17 protein-coding genes are annotated in these 18,517 nt (G+C 68.9%); 8 read left to right on the top strand and 9 right to left on the bottom strand.

Annotation, left to right across the window (positions count from 1 at the left end; translation table 11 throughout):
- Positions 1-150: 150 nt before the first annotated feature.
- The 3 genes from A5730_RS00445 (at position 151) to A5730_RS00455 (ending at position 3,787) form a co-directional block, all read left to right on the top strand.
- Positions 151-549, top strand: a complete 399-nt coding sequence (locus A5730_RS00445) for a heme-binding protein (RefSeq protein ID WP_067894078.1) — start codon at positions 151-153, stop codon at positions 547-549.
- Between the two features lie 113 nt (positions 550-662).
- Positions 663-1,718: a DNA topoisomerase IB gene (locus tag A5730_RS00450; protein ID WP_067894081.1), complete on the top strand. Its 1,056-nt coding sequence runs from the start codon at positions 663-665 to the stop codon at positions 1,716-1,718.
- 275 nt (positions 1,719-1,993) lie between these two features.
- Positions 1,994-3,787 (top strand): thiamine pyrophosphate-requiring protein, encoded by a 1,794-nt coding sequence (locus A5730_RS00455; RefSeq protein ID WP_067894084.1) that lies wholly within the window; start codon positions 1,994-1,996, stop codon positions 3,785-3,787.
- 12 nt (positions 3,788-3,799) lie between these two features.
- Here the strand turns inward: A5730_RS00455 and A5730_RS00460 are convergent, their stop codons facing one another.
- Both A5730_RS00460 and A5730_RS00465 read right to left on the bottom strand, forming a co-directional pair.
- Positions 3,800-4,462, bottom strand: coding sequence for a UdgX family uracil-DNA binding protein (locus A5730_RS00460; protein ID WP_067894087.1), 663 nt, complete (start codon positions 4,460-4,462; stop codon positions 3,800-3,802).
- 65 nt (positions 4,463-4,527) lie between these two features.
- Positions 4,528-5,088 carry a hemerythrin domain-containing protein gene (locus A5730_RS00465; protein ID WP_067894090.1) on the bottom strand — a complete coding sequence of 187 codons (561 nt, stop codon included), beginning with the start codon at positions 5,086-5,088 and terminating at the stop codon, positions 4,528-4,530.
- A gap of 88 nt (positions 5,089-5,176) precedes the next feature.
- Between A5730_RS00465 and A5730_RS00470 the strand changes: the two genes are divergently transcribed.
- The 3 genes from A5730_RS00470 to A5730_RS00480 are packed head-to-tail and all read left to right on the top strand — an operon-like array spanning position 5,177 to position 8,300.
- The gene (locus tag A5730_RS00470; protein WP_067894093.1) at positions 5,177-6,262 is read left to right on the top strand and encodes a hypothetical protein; all 1,086 of its coding nucleotides are present in this window, start codon (positions 5,177-5,179) and stop codon (positions 6,260-6,262) included.
- Positions 6,263-6,316: 54 nt separating this feature from the next.
- Positions 6,317-7,321 carry a sensor domain-containing protein gene (locus tag A5730_RS00475; protein WP_067894096.1) on the top strand — a complete coding sequence of 335 codons (1,005 nt, stop codon included), beginning with the start codon at positions 6,317-6,319 and terminating at the stop codon, positions 7,319-7,321.
- Positions 7,322-7,331: 10 nt separating this feature from the next.
- Positions 7,332-8,300, top strand: coding sequence for an aldo/keto reductase (locus tag A5730_RS00480; RefSeq protein WP_067894099.1), 969 nt, complete (start codon positions 7,332-7,334; stop codon positions 8,298-8,300).
- A 13-nt stretch (positions 8,301-8,313) separates the two neighbouring features.
- On the opposite strand, the gene A5730_RS00485 is transcribed toward A5730_RS00480, so the two are convergent.
- The 5 genes from A5730_RS00485 to A5730_RS00505 form a co-directional block, all read right to left on the bottom strand.
- Positions 8,314-9,081: an SDR family oxidoreductase gene (locus A5730_RS00485; protein ID WP_082946648.1), complete on the bottom strand. Its 768-nt coding sequence runs from the start codon at positions 9,079-9,081 to the stop codon at positions 8,314-8,316.
- Between the two features lie 91 nt (positions 9,082-9,172).
- Positions 9,173-10,927, bottom strand: a complete 1,755-nt coding sequence (locus A5730_RS00490; RefSeq protein ID WP_067894105.1) for a sensor domain-containing diguanylate cyclase — start codon at positions 10,925-10,927, stop codon at positions 9,173-9,175.
- Positions 10,928-11,051: 124 nt separating this feature from the next.
- Positions 11,052-13,211, bottom strand: a complete 2,160-nt coding sequence (gene glgX, locus A5730_RS00495) for a glycogen debranching protein GlgX (RefSeq protein ID WP_067894107.1) — start codon at positions 13,209-13,211, stop codon at positions 11,052-11,054.
- A 69-nt stretch (positions 13,212-13,280) separates the two neighbouring features.
- Positions 13,281-14,462 carry a zinc-dependent alcohol dehydrogenase gene (locus A5730_RS00500; protein WP_067894110.1) on the bottom strand — a complete coding sequence of 394 codons (1,182 nt, stop codon included), beginning with the start codon at positions 14,460-14,462 and terminating at the stop codon, positions 13,281-13,283.
- Positions 14,463-14,513: 51 nt separating this feature from the next.
- On the bottom strand, positions 14,514-15,221 hold the full coding sequence (locus A5730_RS00505) for a GAF and ANTAR domain-containing protein (protein WP_067894113.1): 708 nt from the start codon (positions 15,219-15,221) through the stop codon (positions 14,514-14,516).
- Between the two features lie 297 nt (positions 15,222-15,518).
- Between A5730_RS00505 and A5730_RS00510 the strand changes: the two genes are divergently transcribed.
- Positions 15,519-16,829, top strand: a complete 1,311-nt coding sequence (locus A5730_RS00510) for an NAD(P)/FAD-dependent oxidoreductase (protein WP_067894149.1) — start codon at positions 15,519-15,521, stop codon at positions 16,827-16,829.
- Between the two features lie 7 nt (positions 16,830-16,836).
- Here the strand turns inward: A5730_RS00510 and A5730_RS00515 are convergent, their stop codons facing one another.
- Together A5730_RS00515 and A5730_RS00520 are read right to left on the bottom strand one after the other, a co-directional pair.
- Complete coding sequence (locus A5730_RS00515) at positions 16,837-17,373, bottom strand: DUF1360 domain-containing protein (RefSeq protein WP_067894116.1); 537 nt, start codon at positions 17,371-17,373, stop codon at positions 16,837-16,839.
- 67 nt (positions 17,374-17,440) lie between these two features.
- Positions 17,441-17,800 carry a helix-turn-helix transcriptional regulator gene (locus tag A5730_RS00520; RefSeq protein ID WP_067894119.1) on the bottom strand — a complete coding sequence of 120 codons (360 nt, stop codon included), beginning with the start codon at positions 17,798-17,800 and terminating at the stop codon, positions 17,441-17,443.
- A gap of 146 nt (positions 17,801-17,946) precedes the next feature.
- Between A5730_RS00520 and A5730_RS00525 the strand changes: the two genes are divergently transcribed.
- A complete protein-coding gene (locus A5730_RS00525; protein WP_055402137.1) occupies positions 17,947-18,396 on the top strand; it encodes an Hsp20/alpha crystallin family protein in 450 nt (149 codons plus the stop codon).
- Positions 18,397-18,517 lie beyond the last annotated feature (121 nt).

An 18,517-nucleotide genomic window follows, 5' to 3' on the forward strand; every position in this document is an offset into this window, starting at 1 on the left:
AACGGCTCCGTTCCGTGCCGGATTGGCGGGTCCCGGCCCATCCGCTTCGGCGTCAGCGAACACCGCCACTTTTTAGTTCCGCTACTTTGGGTTTCGAGGATCGGGAGCCTCGTTGGAACAGATTCACAATTTCGTAAGGACACACTGATCATGAAAATCAGCAGTATTGTCGCGCGCCGGCGTCTGGCCGGCGTCAGCGCCGGCTGCCTGCTCGGGGGAATCACCATCGGTCTCGTCGGCGCCCCGTCGGCGGCCGCAGCGCCCGACTGCAGCCCCGGCGGCGTGAACGCCACCGTTTCGTCCGTCCAGGGCTCGGCCGAGCAGTACCTGGCGGCCCACCCGGGCGCCAACCAGGTGGTCACGGCGGCCTACACCCAGCCGCGTCCCGAGGCCGAGTCCAGCCTGCGGGGCTACTTCACGGCCCACCCGCAGGAGTACTACGACCTGCGCGGCATCCTGGCACCGATCGGCGACACCGAACGGCAGTGCAACGTCAAGGCCCTGCCGCCGACCCTGGAGTCGGCCTACCAGGAATTCATGGCCGGCTGATCCGGCCGCGAGATCCGGCCCGCCACAACGCTGTGGCGGGCCGCTTCTTTGCACGTGTGAACGGCTGCCGCGGCGGGTAATTGTCCAGTCAGCGAACGTAACTGGAGGCAAAGATGCGGCTGCGTCGCAGCGTTCTCAGCAAACCGGGCATCACGCGCAAGCGTCGCGGCAAGGGCTTCGCGTATTACGGCCCCGACGGCGACCTGCTGTCCGACCCTCAAACCATGCAACGGATCAAGGATCTGGTGATTCCACCGGCCTGGAAGAACGTGTGGATTTCGCCGCATCCCAACGGCCACATTCAGGCCGTCGGCGTCGACGCGGCCGGCCGCCGCCAGTACCTCTACCACACCGCGTGGCAGCAGGAACGCGCGGAGGAAAAGTTCGACCGCGTCCTGGAACTGTCCACCCGGTTGCCGCAATGGCGCGCCGCCATCGCGAAAGACCTGACGCGCAGCGGCCTAACCCGCAAGCGGGTGCTGGCGCTCGCGCTGCGCCTGCTGGATCGCGGGTACTTCCGCGCCGGCGGCGAGCAGTACGCCGAGGAGAACGAATCCTACGGGCTGGCGACCCTGCTGTGCGAACACGTGGTGGTCCGCCGCGACGCGGTCGAATTCGACTTTCCCGCCAAGAGCGGCGTGCGGCGGACCGTGGAGATCGAGGACCCCGAAGTGGTCCGCGCGGTGCGCGCGCTGATGCGCCGGCCCGACCGTACCGAGCGGCTCCTGGTGTGCCGCAACGCCGCCGGGTGGCTCGATGTGCGATCCGCCGACCTCAATGCCCGGTTCAAGGAGCTTGTCGGCAGCGAATACACGGTAAAGGATTTGCGTACCTGGCACGGCACGGTGCTGGCGGCGACGGCGTTCGCCGACGCCGATCCCGCGGTCTCGCGGCGGGTGGCCAAGCGGGTGGAATCGGCCGTGATGAAGGAGGTCGCCGAGGAGCTGGGCAACACCCCGGCGGTGGCCCGCGGCTCCTACGTGGACCCACGCGTCGTGACCGGTTACGAGCAGGGGCTGACGATCGCGGCGGCCACGCGGCGCGCCGAACGCGCCCGGCACCCCGACGCGGCGCAGGAGATCCTGGACAAGGCCACCCGCATGCTGATCCGGCGAGTGGCCAAGGGTCACAGCGCATCCGGGATGGCCGCCCTCCCCAAGAGCGCGTGACGTGATTTCGGTGGCGTGACAGCGGGAGGTCGTCGCCGCGGGCCGTTGCCTGACAATCCGCTGAGAGTTTTTGCGTCCCGGCCACGGCCCGAATAACGCCCGCGTTTGAGGGTATGCCCCGAAAGTGGGAAGTGCCTTGGCCGCCCATTCGCGCCTGACTGCGGTCGAAAATCACGGCCGCGGGTCTTCGCAGCAAACCGCGTCCAGCGCGGCCGCTGTGCCGGCCGGCGAACGTAGCGACATTTCACCGAACCGTCTGTCTAGGAGGAACATCAATGGCTAAGCAAGAGGTCTCCGACTATCTGCTGGAGCGTTTGCGGGCATGGGGCGTCGAGCAGGTTTTCGGCTACCCCGGGGACGGCATCAACGGCTTGCTGGCCGCGTGGGGCCGCGCGGACAACAAGCCGAAGTTCATCCAGTCTCGCCATGAGGAGATGAGCGCCTTCCAGGCGGTCGGCTACGCGAAATTCACCGGCCGGGTCGGGGTCTGCGCGGCCACGTCCGGGCCGGGGGCGATCCATCTGCTCAACGGCCTCTACGACGCGAAGCTCGACCATGTTCCGGTGGTGGCGATCGTCGGCCAGACCAACCGCACCGCGATGGGCGGCAATTACCAGCAGGAGGTCGACCTGCTGAATCTGTTCAAGGACGTCGCCAGCGACTACGTCCAAATGATCACGGTCCCCGAGCAATTGCCCAACGTCCTGGACCGCGCGATCCGCATCGCGATGACCCAGCGGGCCCCGACGGCGTTGATCATTCCCAGTGACGTTCAAGAGCTGCCGTACTCCCCGCCCGAGCACGCGTTCAAGATGGTCCCCTCCAGCCTGGGCATCGAATACCCGCAGATCGCCCCCGACGACGCGGCGATCAGGCGCGCGGCCGACATCCTCAACGCCGGCAAGAAGGTCGCCATGCTGGTGGGCACCGGCGCCCGCGGGGCCCGTGAGGAACTCGCCGAGGTGGCCGACCTACTGGGCGCCGGCGCGGCCAAGGCGCTGCTGGGCAAGGACGTCCTGTCGGACGAATTGCCTTGGGTCACAGGCTCTATCGGCCTGCTGGGGACGCGCCCGAGTTATGAGCTGATGCGCGATTGCGACACCCTGCTCACGGTCGGATCCAGTTTCCCCTACACGCAGTTCCTGCCCGATTTCGGTCAGGCCCGCGCGGTGCAGATCGACGTGGACGGCCGGCTCATCGGAATGCGCTACCCGTACGAGGTCAACCTGGTCGCCGACGCGAAAGCCGGCCTGCGAGCGCTGATTCCGTATCTGCGCCGCAAAGAGGACCGATCGTGGCGGGAGGGCATCGAGAAGAACGTGGCGCGGTGGTGGGAGACCATGGACAAGGAGGCGATGGTCAGTGCCGACCCCATCAACCCGATGCGCCTGTACTCCGAGCTTTCCCCGCAGCTGCCCGAAAACGCCATCATCACAGCCGATTCCGGTTCGGCGGCCAACTGGTACGCCCGCAATCTGCGCTTCCGCGGCGACATGCGCGGCTCGCTCTCCGGCACCCTTGCGACGATGGGCCCCGGCGTGCCGTACGCGATCGGCGCCAAATTCGGCCACCCGGACCGGCCCGTCATCGCGTTCGTCGGTGACGGCGCCATGCAGATGAACGGCATGGCCGAGCTGATCACCATCAAGCGGTACTGGCAGGAGTGGAAGGACCCCCGCCTGATCATCGCGATCCTGCACAACAACGACCTCAACCAGGTCACCTGGGAGATGCGCGCCATGGCGGGCGCGCCGAAATTCCATGAGTCGCAGGCGCTTCCCGACGTCGACTTCGCGGCGTTCGCGGCCAGCCTCGGCCTGAACGCGATGGCCATCAAGGACCCCGACGAGCTGGAGGGCGCGTGGCGTCAGGCCTTGTCCGCCGACCGGCCGACGGTGCTCGACGTCTTCACGGACCCGGACATGCCGCCCATCCCGCCGCACGCCACCTGGGAACAGTTCAAGTCGGCCACGGCCGCCGTGCTGTCCGGGGACGAGGACCGCGTCGGCTTCGTCAAGGTGGGCCTCAAGACCAAGGCGCAGGAGTTCATGCCGCACAAGAAGAGTTGAGGCGAGGCCGAGTCACGGATTGGCGGCGACTGACGAACGCGCGCTGCGCAAGTCGTCGACGAAGAGCCGGTAGGCCTCGTCGTGCCGGTCGCTGCGATCGCGCAGCACCGCCGACGGGTGGACCGTCGCGACGACGATGGGGTCGGGCTGCACGTCGACGGCCGACGGTGGCAGCCGCACCTGTTGGCCCCGCTGGGCGGATATCCGAAAGTCCGCTCCCAGAAGGGATTGCGCGGCGGTGGCGCCCAGGCACACGATGACCCGCGGGCGCACCGCCTCGATCTCGGCGATGAGCCAGGGCCGGCAGGCGACCACCTCGGTGCGGCCAGGCTTCTGGTGGATGCGCCGTTTGCCGCCCTTACGGGTGAACTTGAAGTGCTTGACCGCGTTGGTCTCATACGTCGACGCCGGGTCGATGCCGGCGTCCTCGAGCGCGCGGGCCAGGAGTCGGCCGGCCGGCCCGACGAACGGCTCCCCCGCGCGGTCCTCCTGATCTCCGGGCTGCTCGCCCACCAGCATGAGCGGCGCTCCCGGGTCACCGCGGCCGAAAACCGTTTGCGTGGCATCGGCGAAAAGCGGGCAGCCGCGGCAACATTCGGCCGCCGCCCGCAGCGCATCAAGCGCCCGCCGCTCGGGCAGGTAGCGCCCGGCACCGGGTGCCTTGATTGCGGTCATCTGATTCCCTTGCCGGGGCTGGGGCGCCCCCGCTCCCCCTCGGGTGAGGGCGCCCCAGTGAGCCGTTAGCCCTTCCCGACGATGGCGTCGCGGGCGCGGTCCAGCATCGCCGCGAACGGTCCGGCGGCCAGGTTGGCCGCCTGCGATTCGACACCGGCATGCGGCCGGGTCGGCGCGATCGCCTCGGCGAGCTTGGCCGCGCGGCCCATCCGTTCGAGCTCCTCGCCGCTCAATTCCTGGCCCAGCTTGGCGAATTCGTCGTGCTCCTCGTGCTCGGCGTGCTCGATGACCGCGTCGCGAAGCTGCGTCAACAGGCTGGTGAACTCCGCGCTGTCGACGTCGAGTTTCTCCAGCTTCTGCAGGACGGTCTTGGCCTCGTGCTCTTCGTGGAGGCGCTCGTCGACCACGTCGGCCGCGTCGGCGAGCTTCCGCTTGGCCCGCGGGTGCACGATCTCCTCTTCCGCCGTTTCGTGGACGGCCAGCAATCGCCGGAGTTCGACGAACGCCTTCTCGCGTTCCTTCCCCGTCGCCGCCAGCGTGGTGGCGAACAACGACTTGATCTGCTCGTGCTGACTGACAAGAAAGTCGACCACATCGGTGGGCGACTTGATGGCGGTCTGAGCCATGATGTCCTTCCCATCTACCTTGGCGCGCGGGCTGTTGCGCGCTCCCTGTCGGCTACCCGACGAAATCGGGCACCAAACGGGTACGCCCATGCGCCAGCGGGTAGTTCTCCACCAACTGCGAACAAGGAGAACGCTTGTGGCCATCGGCCTGTCCAGCCGGGTGGCGGTCCTCGGCGCCCTCGTCCTGACCGCCGGCTGCGCGGCGCCGGGCGCGTCGCTGGCGAGTGCGCCCGATGTCGAGCTGTGGTCGGTCGCCGCGCCGTTGCGCGAACCGGTCTGGTCGTATCGCACCCACGCCCTCGTCGCGCTCACCGACGATCACCGGCTGGCCGAGGTGAGCGCCGGGAACCGGCCGGGCGACGCCGAGACGCGGTTATCGGCGCCCATGGCGGTCGGACGCAATCTGCAGATCAGCCGGAAAAACGCCGACATTGTGTTCGTGCCACAGCCCGAGCGCGGCAGGGTCGCCGAGGTCGACCTCGAAAGCCTGCGCCAGGTAGGCGATTTCGACGCCGGACCCGCCCCAGCGTATCTGTCCGAGGACGCGGGCCTGCGGATGCTGCTGGCGCTGTCGTCGGACGGAACGTCGGTGACACCGGTGGACCAGTACGGCTTGCGCAAGCTGCCCACCGCCCCGGTCGCCGGTGATCCCGCGGACACCATCGACGGCGCCAACCGCGGCCGCCAGATCGACTACCACGTGTTCGCACCGTCCGGAATCCGCCACTACCAGGGGTCGCAGTCCCCGGCGCAGCAGCGCGGTTCGCTGGGCATGAACGTCGCGGTGTCGGCGGGCGACGGCGCCGCGGTGACGCGCAGCTACGTGGCCGGCCACGACGACGCCACGCTGTACGCCGTGGACTCGCGGCGCGGTGGTGAGGGTTTGACGGTGCTGGCCAGTGCCCGGCTGCCGTCGGCGATCCGCGAACTGGGCACCGACGACACCCGGATCTACGCCGCCACCGACCGCGAAGTCGTGGTGCTTCAGACGGCGAGCTTCACCGGCTTCGGAACCCACACGATTCCCGTCCTGCGTGTCGTCGGCTACCGCGCGGGACTGCCGCCGGCGGCCCAAGCGGCACCCTTGTCCGGCATGGCGATCGGGCCGCACCGGGTGTACCTGACCTTGGCCGGCGCGCCCTATGTCGTCAGCGTCGCCAAGCCCCGCGTGTAACGCCCCGCCGTCGGCTACATTTCGGGCAGGTGCGGCCGGTAAGGAGGTGCTGGCGTGACCAACCCGCAGGACCCGTATTGGCAGAACCCGTACACCTACGACCCGCTCGGCCGGACGCCGCCCACCCCGGACTACGAGCCGCCCGTCTTCACGCCCCCGCCCGCGCCGCCGCACCGACCGCCCGTCAACGTGCTGGCGACGCTGTCGCTGGTGTTCGCGTTCGTGTTCGCGCCCGTGGGGGCGATCCTGGGACACGCCGGGCTGGCGCAGATCCGACGCACCGGCGAGCTCGGCCGGGACCGCGCGCGGGCGGGACTGGCGCTGTCCTACACCTTCATCGCCGTCGCCGTCGTTGGGCTGGTCGCGTGGGCCATCTTCGGCGCCGCCCCGTCCACCCAGACGGCGGCGCCGACCTCCACCCCAACGAGCGCGGCGACGCCCGCGGCGGCCCCGCGCCCCGTCGCGCCGGACGCCCTGGCGACGCTGCTGCCGGGCGCTGATGCCCTGAAGAACATCACCAGCGACCAGAACCTGCAGGCCGGCCAGACGTGGGACAACATGGGCCGCGCGGGCGCGGGAGGGGCGATCGACCGGCCGGAATGCTGGGGCAGCGTCGCCCCCGGCACACCGGACGCCTATTCGGGCGCCGACGTCGCCGGATACCGCGCGACGGAGTTGCGCGACTCGCGCAGCTTCCTCAAGTCCACCCAGGTCATCCAGGCCGTGGTGGCCTTCCGCGACCCGCCGGCGGCGCAGGCGCAGCTGGCCGCGTTGCTGTCGGGGTGGCGCCGATGCGGCGGCTTGACCGTGACCCTGACACCGCCCAACGGGGAGGCGCTGCCCTTCGCGGTGGGCGCGCCGGCCGATGCCCCCAACGGCGTCACGACGCTGGACCTGGCGCCCAGGGGGCTGCAGATCCGCTCGGCGCGGGCGGTCGCGGCCAAGGCCAACGTCATCGTCGACGTGCTGGTCTCCTGCAGCGGCACCACCGACGGCGACCAACCGCGGGTGGCGGGCGTGGGCATCGCCGACTACGTGCTGGGCAAGCTTCCTGGCTAGGGTTGGGCGCATGAAGTATCTCGACGTCAACGGCGTGGGACGCGTCAGCCGGATCGGCCTGGGCACCTGGCAATTCGGGTCTCGTGAGTGGGGCTACGGGGAGGGCTACGCGTCGGGCGCCGCCGGTGACATCGTGCGCCGCGCCCTCGCCATGGGGGTCACGCTGTTCGACACCGCCGAGGTCTACGGGCTGGGCAAGAGCGAGCGGATCTTGGGCGAGGCGCTCGGCGACGAGCGCGCCAATGTCGCGGTGGCCAGCAAGATCATGCCGGTCGCCCCCTTCCCCGCCGTGATCAAGCAGCGCGAGCGGGCCAGCGCGCGGCGGCTGGGCCTGGACCGCATCCCGCTCTACCAGATCCATCAGTCCAACCCGGTGGTCCCCGACACGGTGATCATGCCCGGCATGCGCGACCTGCTCGACACCGGCAAGATCGGCGCGGCGGGCGTCTCCAACTACTCGCTGGCGCGCTGGCAGAAGGCCGACGCCGCGCTGGGGCGTCCGGTCGTCAGCAACCAGGTCCACTTTTCGCTGGCCCATGCCCGGGCGCTGGAGGATTTGGTGCCCTTCGCCGAACGGGAGAACCGGATCGTGATCGCCTACAGCCCGCTCGAGCAGGGGCTGCTGGGCGGCAAGTACGGCCTGGACAACCGCCCCGGCGGCATCAGGGCGCTGAATTCGCTGTTCGGCACCGAGAACCTGCGCCGCGTCGAGCCGCTCCTGCAGACCCTGCGCGACGTCGCGACCACCGTCGGCGCCAAGCCCGCGCAGGTGGCGCTGGCCTGGCTGATCAGCCATCCGGGCGTCGTCGCCATCCCCGGCGCCTCCAGCGTCGAGCAGCTCGAGTTCAACGTCGCCGCCGCCGACATCGACCTGCCCGCGGACGCGCGAGAGGCACTCACCGGCGCGGCCCGCGCGTTCCGGCCGGTCTCGGCCGGGCGTTTTCTGACTGACCTGGTCCGCGAGAAGCTCGGGCGCTGAGGCTAGGGCCGGTCTAGGACTGCGCGGAATCGGCGAACGCGGCCGGGCTGGCCGGCGCGCCCCGCGCCACCACCACCGGCATCGAGGTCGCGGCGTTCGTCCGCAGGATGGTGTGCACCACGTCGATGAGGTCCTCGACCGGCATCAGCTTGCCGGGCATGCAGCCGCGCGACGCCCACAGCGGCACGGCCTTCATGGCCAGGTCCATGTCCCAGTCGACGTTCATTCCGGTCTGCCCGTCGCCCTCGCCCCCCGCGCATTCCCCGACGATCAGGGTGGTGAAGCCGATGTCGGGGTGCTCGGCGCGCCACGCGTCGACCATTCGCTCGAGGGCCGCCTTGCTGACGCCGTACGCCCCGAGGCCCGGCCACGGCGGCCCGAACGTGCCCGCGTCCGAGGAGAGGTAGACGGCCTTGCCCGCGGAGGCCGTCAGGTGCGGCACCGCGGCGGCCGTCACCAGCGCCGCGCCGATGACGTTGGTGTCGAAGATGCGCCGCCAGGTGGCGGCGTCGGTCTCGACCATGCGGACCAGGGGCCCGACGGCCGGCGTGTAGACCAGGTTGTCGATGCCGCCCAGCGTGTTGGCGGCATTCTCGATCGCCGACCGGCACGACGCCTCATCGGTGACGTCGCACTCGACGGCGATCGCGCCCGGGCCGGCGTCCTTCGCCGCCGCCTCGATGCGCTCGCGCCGCCGCGCCAACAGCGCGACCTGATCGCCGCGCTGGGCCAGGCCGACACCGATGCAACGACCGAGCCCGCTCGAGGCGCCCACCACCACTGTCCTTGACATATTTGCCCTCTCTTGTAACGAGCTGCCGTCGGCAAAAACCTACCGGATATCACCCGGCGCATGTCGATGGCTGGGCTGGCTAATTCCGGACGACGGTGTTCCGGTCCCCAAATTTGGCCTGGTACATGGCCGCGTCCGCCCGGGCGGTGACGGCGTCGACGGTATCGCCGCGGACGGCAAGGGTGGCGCCGATGCTCAGGGTCGCGGAGAACGTCTTGCCGGACACGTGGATGGGTTCGGCGGCGCGACAGCGAATCTTCTCGGCGATCCGTGCGAGCTCGTCGATGCTGCGGACGCCGGGCAACAGAACGAGGATTTCGTCGCCTCCGGTCCGGCCGACGGTGTCCCCGCGGCGAACGCTTCCCCGGATCCTCGCCGCCAGGGTCGCGAGCACGTAGTCACCGATCCCGTGTCCCCCGGTGTCATTGATTTCCTTGAAATGGTCGACGTCGCAGTACAACACGCCGACGTAAGTCCCGACCGGTTGCGGTTCCTCGAGTGCGGCGGCGAGCCGGCCGAGGGCCTCGGCGCGGTTCACCAGTCCGGTCAGGGTGTCGAACCGGGCGAGCCGTTCGAGTCGCTGCTCCGCCTTCACCTGATCGTCGACGATGCGTACCGCGGCGATCATGCCGTCGATATTGCCGTCGGCGTCGACGTACGGTTTGCCGTGGCTCTCGACCCAGTGGTATTCACCGTCGGCGGATCGGATTCGGAACCGTTGCACCACCGATTCGCCGGCGGCGACCCTGCGCACGGCGGCGGCGACCTTCTCGATGTCCTGCGGATGGATGTGGCGGTTGAAACCGGGGCCGATCCACCCGTCCGGCGGCCGGCCCAACGCGGCCTCGACGGACGGCGAGACCCATACGATCTCGTCACCGCGGAGGAGCACGACGACGTCCACCGCGTTGTCGGCAAGGATGCGGTAGCGCGCCTCGGCCTCGGCGCGCTCCTGACTGGCCAGTTCCTTTTCGATCAACAGTTTCTGTTCGCGCTGAGTGAAGAAAAATGTGATCGCCCCGACTACGAGGGTGCCCAGCAGGATCGAGAAGGTCCATTCCGCGTGCTCGCCCAAGCCGAGCCGCAAGAAGATCGGCCGAGCCAGCGCAACCACGACCGGAAATCCGGCGAGGATGCCGACCAGCCGAAGCAGTGACTTCCGGTCGGGTCGGGCGAGCAGCCAGGCCACCGGGAACCGGTCGGGGCGGGCGAGCGTCGTCGCGGCGGCGAGCAGCAGCAAAGACAACGCAGTCAGGAGCGCCTGGCCGGTCGAAGGCGTATAACCCACCAACGCCAATGCATTGAACAGGTAGGCCCCGACCGTGACAAAGGAAACGGCCCCGCCTGCCGCCACGCAGGCGGGCCAAAGCACGCGGGTCCACCGATCAACCCGTACCAGGCCCACAGCGGCCGCCAGCAGCGGCACCGACGACGCCGTCTGCGGGCTCGGGCGGCCCGGAAAGGTCTGTTGCGACGCGCGTACGGCGTCACCGAACCACACCAGGTCCAGGCGGGATGATGGCCCAACGGTGACGTACTCCGCGAGGGTGATGGCGGCGAGGGCGCCCACCGCGAAGGCCAGACCCCGCCCGGCCCACACCCGCTTCCCCGAGGGTCGACCCGCCTGCAACGCGATTGCGGCAGCCAGAACCGCCAGCCACAATGCGGTCCACGGCATCATCTGCGGCCACGCCGGATCGATGCGGGTCAGCCGGTCGACACCAGTAGCCCATCCCAACAACGCCATGACGGCGATGACAAACACGACCAGCAGGGCGATTCGCCGGCACCAGGCCACGTCGTTGAGGCACGCACCGGGGCTCGGCGTCTCCATCGGCGGCCCCTTCCTCCCCCACGGCGCGCGCCCGTCAGTGTGCGCGGATTGATGACCGAGCCGGAGGGCAAAAGGTAATCAATTCGGGGGCGAAAGTCCTCGATGGCGGGCGCTGCCGGGCTTGTCAGCCGCCGTCGGCGGCTTGCAACACCACGGCGGTGTGGGCGTCCACGGTGAGCATGCCCCCGCCGGGCACCTCCTCCGCCGGCGTCTCCTCGTCGGGACCGGTGAAGACCACGAGTTGCCAGGATGCGCCGAATTCCTTTGGCGGCAAGGTGAATTCGATGGGCTCGTAGTGCGCGTTGAAGCACAGCAGGAACGAGTCATCGAGGACCCGCTGCCCCCGCGCGTCCCGGTCGGGGATGCCGTGCCCGTTGAGGAACACCGCGAGGGATTTCGCGAACCCCGCGCCCCAGTCCTCCTCGGTCATCTCCGCGCCCTCGGGGGTGAACCAGGCGATGTCGGGCAGCCCGTCCTGACCGCGGCGGCCCAGCGGCTTGCCGGAGAAGAACCGTCGCCGCCGGAACACTGGATGGTTGGCGCGCAGCGCCGACACCAGGCGGGTGAACTCCAGTAGGCCGTTGTCGGCCTTCGACCAGTCGATCCAGGTGATCTCGTTGTCCTGGCAGTACCCGTTGTTGTTGCCGTTCTGCGTGCGGCCCAGCTCGTCGCCGTGGCAGATCATCGGCACGCCCTGCGACAGCAGCAGCGTGGTGAGGAAGTTGCGCTGTTGGCGGGCGCGCAGCGCGTTGACGTCCGGGTCGTCGGTGGGGCCCTCCACGCCGCAGTTCCACGACCGGTTGTGGCTCTCCCCGTCGTTGTTGTCCTCGCCATTGGCCTCGTTGTGTTTCTCGTTGTAGGAGACCAGGTCTCGCAGCGTGAAACCGTCGTGGGCGATGACGAAGTTGATCGACGCGACCGGCCGGCGCGCGGTGTGCTCGTAGAGGTCGGCCGAGCCGGACAACCGGTAGGCGAACTCGTCGAGGGTCGCCGGCTCCCCGCGCCAGAAGTCCCGGACCGTGTCGCGGTACTTGCCGTTCCATTCGGTCCACTGGGGCGGGAAATTGCCGACCTGGTAGCCGCCCGGGCCGACGTCCCACGGCTCGGCGATCAGCTTGACCTGGCTCACTGTCGGATCCTGTTGCACCAGTTCGAAAAAGGTGGCCAGCCGGTCCACGTCGTAGAACTCGCGGGCCAGCGTCGAAGCGAGGTCGAAACGGAAACCGTCGACATGCATCTCGGTCACCCAGTAGCGCAGCGAGTCCATGATCAACTGCAGCGCGTGCGGGTGCCCGACATTGAGGCTGTTGCCCGTGCCGGTGTAGTCCATGTAGTAGCGCTTGTCGTCGTCGACCAGCCGGTAGTACGCGGCGTTGTCGATGCCGCGCATCGACAACGTCGGCCCCATGTGGTTGCCCTCGGCCGTGTGGTTGTAGACGACGTCCAGGATGACCTCGATGCCGGCCTCGTGGAGAGTCCGCACCATGGCCTTGAATTCCTGCACCTGCCCGCCCGGCGAGGTGGCGCTCGAGTACTTGAAGTCGGGCGCGAAGAATCCGATTGTGTTGTAGCCCCAGTAATTCGACAGGCCCTTGTCCACCAGGGTGGAGTCGTTGGCGAAGTGGTGCACCGGCATCAGCTCGATGGCCGTCACCCCGATGCTCTTGAGGTGGTCGATGATCGCCGGGTGCGCGACGCCCGCGTAGGTGCCGCGGAGCTGCTCGGGGATGTCGGGGTGGGTTTGCGTGAGGCCCTTGACGTGCGCCTCGTAGATGACCGTGTCGGCGTACTGGTGGTCCGGCGGCCGGTCGTTGCCCCAGTCGAAGTACGGGTTGATGACCACCGACTTGGGCATGAACTCGGCGGAATCGTCGTCGTTGCGGCTGTCGGGGTCGCCGAAGTTGTAGCTGAACAGGGCCTGGTTCCACTCGAAGGAGCCGTCGATGGCCTTCGAATACGGGTCCACCAGGAGCTTGTTCGGGTTGCACCGCAGGCCGTTCTGCGGGTCGTACGGGCCGTACACGCGGTAGCCGTAGCGTTGGCCCGGCTCGATGTTGGGGATGTAGGCGTGCCAGATGTAGCCGTCGACCTCGGGCAGCGGGACCCGGCTCTCGGTGCCGTCGGCGTCGAACAGGCACAGCTCCACCCGCTCGGCCACCTCGCTGAAGACGGCGAAATTGGTGCCCGCCCCGTCGTAGGTCGAGCCCAGGGGGTAGGCGCGGCCCGGCCACACCTCTCCGGTGGGCGTGGGGGCTAAAGCTCCTGCGGCTTCTGCGGATGTCATGGCGCAATCAATACCCTACCGGGGGCACCCCCAAACGGATGCACAAAAGGGCTTGTGGCACAGCGCTTTTCAAGGCCGTAACATCACCTTCACGGCTCCGTCTTGCTTCTTCTGGAAAATGTCGTAGCCGTGCGGGGCCTGGTCCAGCGGCAGCACGTGGGTGGCGAAATCGTCGACGCCGAGCGGGTCGTCGTCGGTGAGCAGCGGCATGATGTCGTCCACCCACCTCTTCACGTTCGCCTGACCCATCCGCAGGGTCACCTGTTTGTCGAAGAGCGTGAGCATCGGCAGCGGGTCGGCCATCCCGCCGTACACACCGATCAGCGATATCGTCCCGCCGCGGCGCACGATGTCGATGGCCGAGTACAGCGCGTGCAGCCGGTCCACGCCGGCGGTCTGCATGAACCGCTTGGCGACGAAGTCCGGCAACATGCCGGTGGCCTGCTGGGCGAGCTTGGCCGCGGGCGAGCCGTGGGCTTCCATGCCCACCGCGTCGATGACGGAGTCGGAGCCGCGCCCGTCGGTCAGGTCCCGGATGGCGTCCCCCAGCGGGGCGTCGAGCCGTGACAGGTCGATGGTGTGGATGCCGCGCTGCGCCGCACGCCCCAGGCGCTCGGCCACCAGGTCGACGGCGATCACGCGATAGCCGAGGTGATCCGCGATGCGCGCGGCCATGTCGCCGATCGGGCCCAGCCCGAGCACGGTGACGGTGCCGCCGTCCGGAATGTCGGCGTAGGCCACCGCCTGCCACGCCGTCGGCAGCACGTCGGACAGATAGACGAACCGCGAATCCGGCGGCCCCACAGGGACTTTGATGTGGGTGAACTGCGCCTGGGGCACCCGCAACAGCTCGGCTTGGCCGCCGGGGACTTCGCCGTACAGTTCCGAGTATCCGAACAGAGCGGCCCCCATGCCCTGCTCACGCACCTGGGTGGTCTCGCATTGGGTATAGAGCTGCTGGCCGCACATGTAGCAACTGCCGCAGGAGATTTGGAAGGGGATGACGACCCGGTCGCCTATCCGCAGGTCGCCCGTCTCACCGCCGACCTCGCGCACGATCCCCATGGGTTCGTGCCCGAGGATGTCGCCGGGCTTCATGAACGCCCCGAGAATCTCGTAGAGGTGCAAATCGGAGCCGCAGATGTTGGTCGACGTGACTTCGACGATGGCGTCGGTGGGCTTCTCGATCTTCGGGTCCGGCACCGACTCCACCCGGACGTCGCGCTTGCCGTGCCAAGTGACAGCCTTCATGTGCGAGGCACATACCCGCCTGGGGCCCGCCGAAACGCCGGGCGACGGCAGTCAGCGGCGGCCGCGTTTGATCGGGTGCTCGCTGTCGACCAGCCCGTGAGCGATGTCGATGAGCCGGGTGTTGGACTGTTGCGAGAGCCGGGTGAGCAATTCGAACGCTTCCACCGCGTCGAGGCCGAAGCGCTCCATGATGATTCCCTTGGCCTGACCGATGATGTCCCGCGACGCCAGGGCGCTGCGGAACTGGTCCTGCCTGCGCATCACCGACCACGCCAACGCGACGTGCGTGGCGAAAACGGCGCCGAGTTCCACCGCGTCGTCGCCGAACGCGTGCGGGGAGTCGGCGTAGAAGTTGAGCGCGGCCAGGCTGTCGTGGTTGACGTACAACTCGAAGGACAGGATGGACCGAATCGGGGTCTGCTCGAGCGCGTGCCGCCGATATCGCGGCCAGCGTTCCTCGGCGGTGAGGTCGTCGACGTGCATCACATGGTGCCGCCACGCCGCCTCCACGCACGGGCCCTCCCCGTACCGGTCCTGTATCGCGTCCAAGACGATTGGGTACTGATGCGTGGCGACGACGTTGTTGACCGCCCTGCTCTTCTCGGCCAGCGTGATCCCCGCGTACTGGGAGCCCGCCACGTGCTGGACGCCGTTGTGGATCAGTTCACGCAGGCCGACATCGGTGTGGGTTTCGTTGTGCTCCAAGCTGGCGACCAGTTCCGCCAGCCGAGCGACAATCACTTCGCTACGCTCCTGCATGGCGTCACCCCTTCCGCCTGTTGGGCGCTAATCCGGGCATGATCCATTTCGAGGCCCCCGCCTCGCGGGTCCGATCATTCCGTCGCCGCGCTTGCATGTCTACACCCGAAACGAAGTCTAGGGGCCAGGGAACGAAACGCGGACCCGGGCCCGAACGGCGGCACGTCGCGCCGTCGGATGGATTCCGTGATGATCGCGCCTAATTTGTTCCCGCGCCAACGGGTTTCGCTGTGCCAGCCGTCCCTTGCAACGAATCCGGGCGGCGCTCGGTGCGTGATTCCTCCTACACTCGGCTTGGTGACCTCAATCGTGATCGTTGGCAGCGGCTTCACCGGATTCACCTGCGCGCACCGCCTGGCCCGCATTCTGCGCCGGCGGCGCGTGCAGGCCGACATCACGATCGTCTCCCCCGTGGACTACATGCTGTACACCCCGTTGCTGCCCGACGTCGCCGGCGGGGTCGCCGATGCCCGCTTCGTCGCGATCCCGCTGGCCAACACCCTCAAGGGGGTGCGCGCCGTGCGCGGCCGCGTGGACGGGGTGGACTTCGCCCAGCGCACGCTGAAGTACTGCGATCCCGAAGAACGCAGCCACACCATGTCCTGGGACCGGCTGGTGCTCACGCCGGGCTCGGTGACCAAATTATTCGACGTGCCCGGTCTGACGACCTGCGCGCGCGGCTTGAAGACCACCGCCGAGGCGCTCTACCTTCGCGACCATTTCGTGGAGCAGCTGGAGTTGGCCAACATCGAGGACGACCCGGCGGCGGCCGCGGCCCGCCGCACCGTCGTCGTGGTCGGGGCCTCCTATTCGGGCACCGAACTGGTGACCCAGCTGCGAGCGCTGGCCGACGCGGCCGCCAAACAGATGCGCTTCGATCCCGCCACGGTCCGGTTCGTGCTGCTCGATCTGGCGGAGCAGGTGATGCCCGAGGTCGGCAAGAAACTGGGCGATGCCGCGCAGAAGGTGCTCCGCCGGCGGGGCATCGACGTCCGCCTCGGCATCACTCTGAAGGAAGCGCACGCCGATCACGTTGTGCTCAGCGATGATTCGCGCATCGACACCCGCACGGTCGCCTGGGTCACCGGCGTCACCGGCGCGCCGCTGATCCAGGATCTGGGACTACCGACCGAGCGGGGCCGGCTCAAGGTGCAGGCCGACTTGCAGGTGCCGGACCACCCGGAAGTGTTCGCCGCCGGCGACGCGGCCGCGGTTCCCGACCTGACCCAGCCGGGGAAGATCACCCCGCCGACCGCCCAGCACGCTACCCGGCAGGGCAAGGTGCTGGCCCGCAACGTGGCGGCCAGCCTGGGTCACGGCACTGCCAAGCAGTACAAGCACCGCAACCTGGGCCTGGTGGTCGACCTGGGGCCGTGGCATGCGGTGGCCAACCCGCTGAACATCCACCTGTCGGGGCTGCCGGCGAAATTCGTGACCCGGGCCTACCACCTGTACGCGATCCCGCGGGGCGTCAACCGGTGGGCGGTTTCGCTGGCCTACCTGACCGACCTGCTGTTCAACCGGTCGGTGGTTTCCATCGGCCTAGCCTCCGAGGAGGACTCGCAGTTCGCGGCGAGCGAGGGCATCCCCATGCCGAAGACGGGCTGAGGGCGGCTCAGCCCTCGGCCGACTTCTGGGCCATCGCGTAGCCGAGCTGCAGAAAGTCGGCCCCGGCCAGCGCGGTGAAGACGCCGGCGATCAGCCGGGTGAACCGCGGGGCAAAGACCAGGCCGATGGCGAAACCGGTGGCCACCCACATGTCCAGGCAGAACGGGCAGGTCAACAGCTCGCCGAGGCTGTGCCGCAGCTGGCTCTCGTCCCTGACCTCCTCCTTGACCTCGGCCGGGCCGCCGGTGCCCACGTACCGGGTGAACGGCGCCCGCAACGGGCTGGTCACCGCGTCCTTGGTCACGGTCCGCGAGAGTTTGTGGGTGCCCAGCGTCACCAAGACGAGGTCCTGGATGCGCCAGCGCGGCGGCAGCGTACGCCCGGTGAGCAGCGCGGCAGCGGTCGCGGCGGCCACCACGACGCCGTAGATCATCAGCACCGCCAGGTAGCCGCCGAGCGGCTGGGGCGCCTCTCCGCGGTACGCGTCGGCCTCGCGCCGCGCTCCGTCGACCACCTGGGCCTTGGCCTCCGCCACCTCTGCCATCGCATCTCCTTCACTAGGCACAGCAGGGGGTGTACCCGATGTGGGTCGGCGCAATCCGAGGACGCCCTCAGGCGTCGTTGGCGCCCTTCGCGGTTTTGGCGGCCTTGCGCAGCGTGCGGTTGGTGGACCGCAGGTCGGTGTTGGCGGCCGAGAGGGTCGCGTTGTGGTCCTCGAGGTCGAGGATGCGGGCCACGCCGGCCAGGTTGACGCCGGCGTCGACCAGCTCGCTGATGCGCTTGAGCCGGGCCAGGTCGTCGTTGCTGTAACGCCGGGTTCCACCGTTGCTGCGCGCCGGCGTGAGCAGTCCATAACGCTCGTACAGGCGCAGCGACTGCACCGGGATGCCCGAAAGCTCGGCGGCCACCGAGATGCCGTACACGCCGTGATCGGGCGCCGGGGCGCCGGAATCGCCGCGTAGGTCGGTCATCACCCGCTCCCCCTCGAAACGAACTGGCTAGAAAATCTGTTTACCACACTTGCAGGCATAGTGTCGATGGTGCTATATAAAATCTATGTCATTGGACATAGGTAAGAACCGGACCACAGCCTAGATTGGAGTGAGAGGTGACCACCATGCTGATGCGTAGCGACCCCTTCCGCGACCTCGACCGCTTTGCCCACCAGGTGTTCGGTACGGCCGCCCGGCCGGCGGTGATGCCGATGGACGCCTGGCGCCAGGGCGAGGAATTCGTCGTCGAGTTCGACCTGCCCGGCATCGATGCCGAATCGCTCGACATCGACATCGAGCGCAACGTGGTGACCGTGCGCGCGGAGCGCCCGGCCCTCGACCCGAACCGCGAGATGCTGGCCACCGAGCGCCCGCGCGGGGTGTTCAGCCGGCAACTGGTGCTCGGCGACAACCTCGATACCGACAAGATCGAGGCGTCCTACCGCGAAGGCGTTCTGCGCCTGCGCATTCCGGTGGCCGAACGGGCCAAGCCGCGCAAGATCACCGTCGGCCGCGGCGACGCTCACTCGGCCATCGACGAGAAAGCCTCGCAGCGCGAGGTCATCAACGCCTGATCGGCCGCGGGGGGGGGGGGGGGGGGGGGGGGGGGGGGGGGCCCCCCCCCCCCCCCCCGGCGCGGGGGGGGGGTGGCGGGGGGGGGGGGGGGGGGGGGCGGGCGGGGGGGGGGGGGGGGGG

It is taken from the genome of Mycobacterium sp. ACS4054, from assembly GCF_001667275.1.
Lineage (GTDB): Bacteria > Actinomycetota > Actinomycetes > Mycobacteriales > Mycobacteriaceae > Mycobacterium.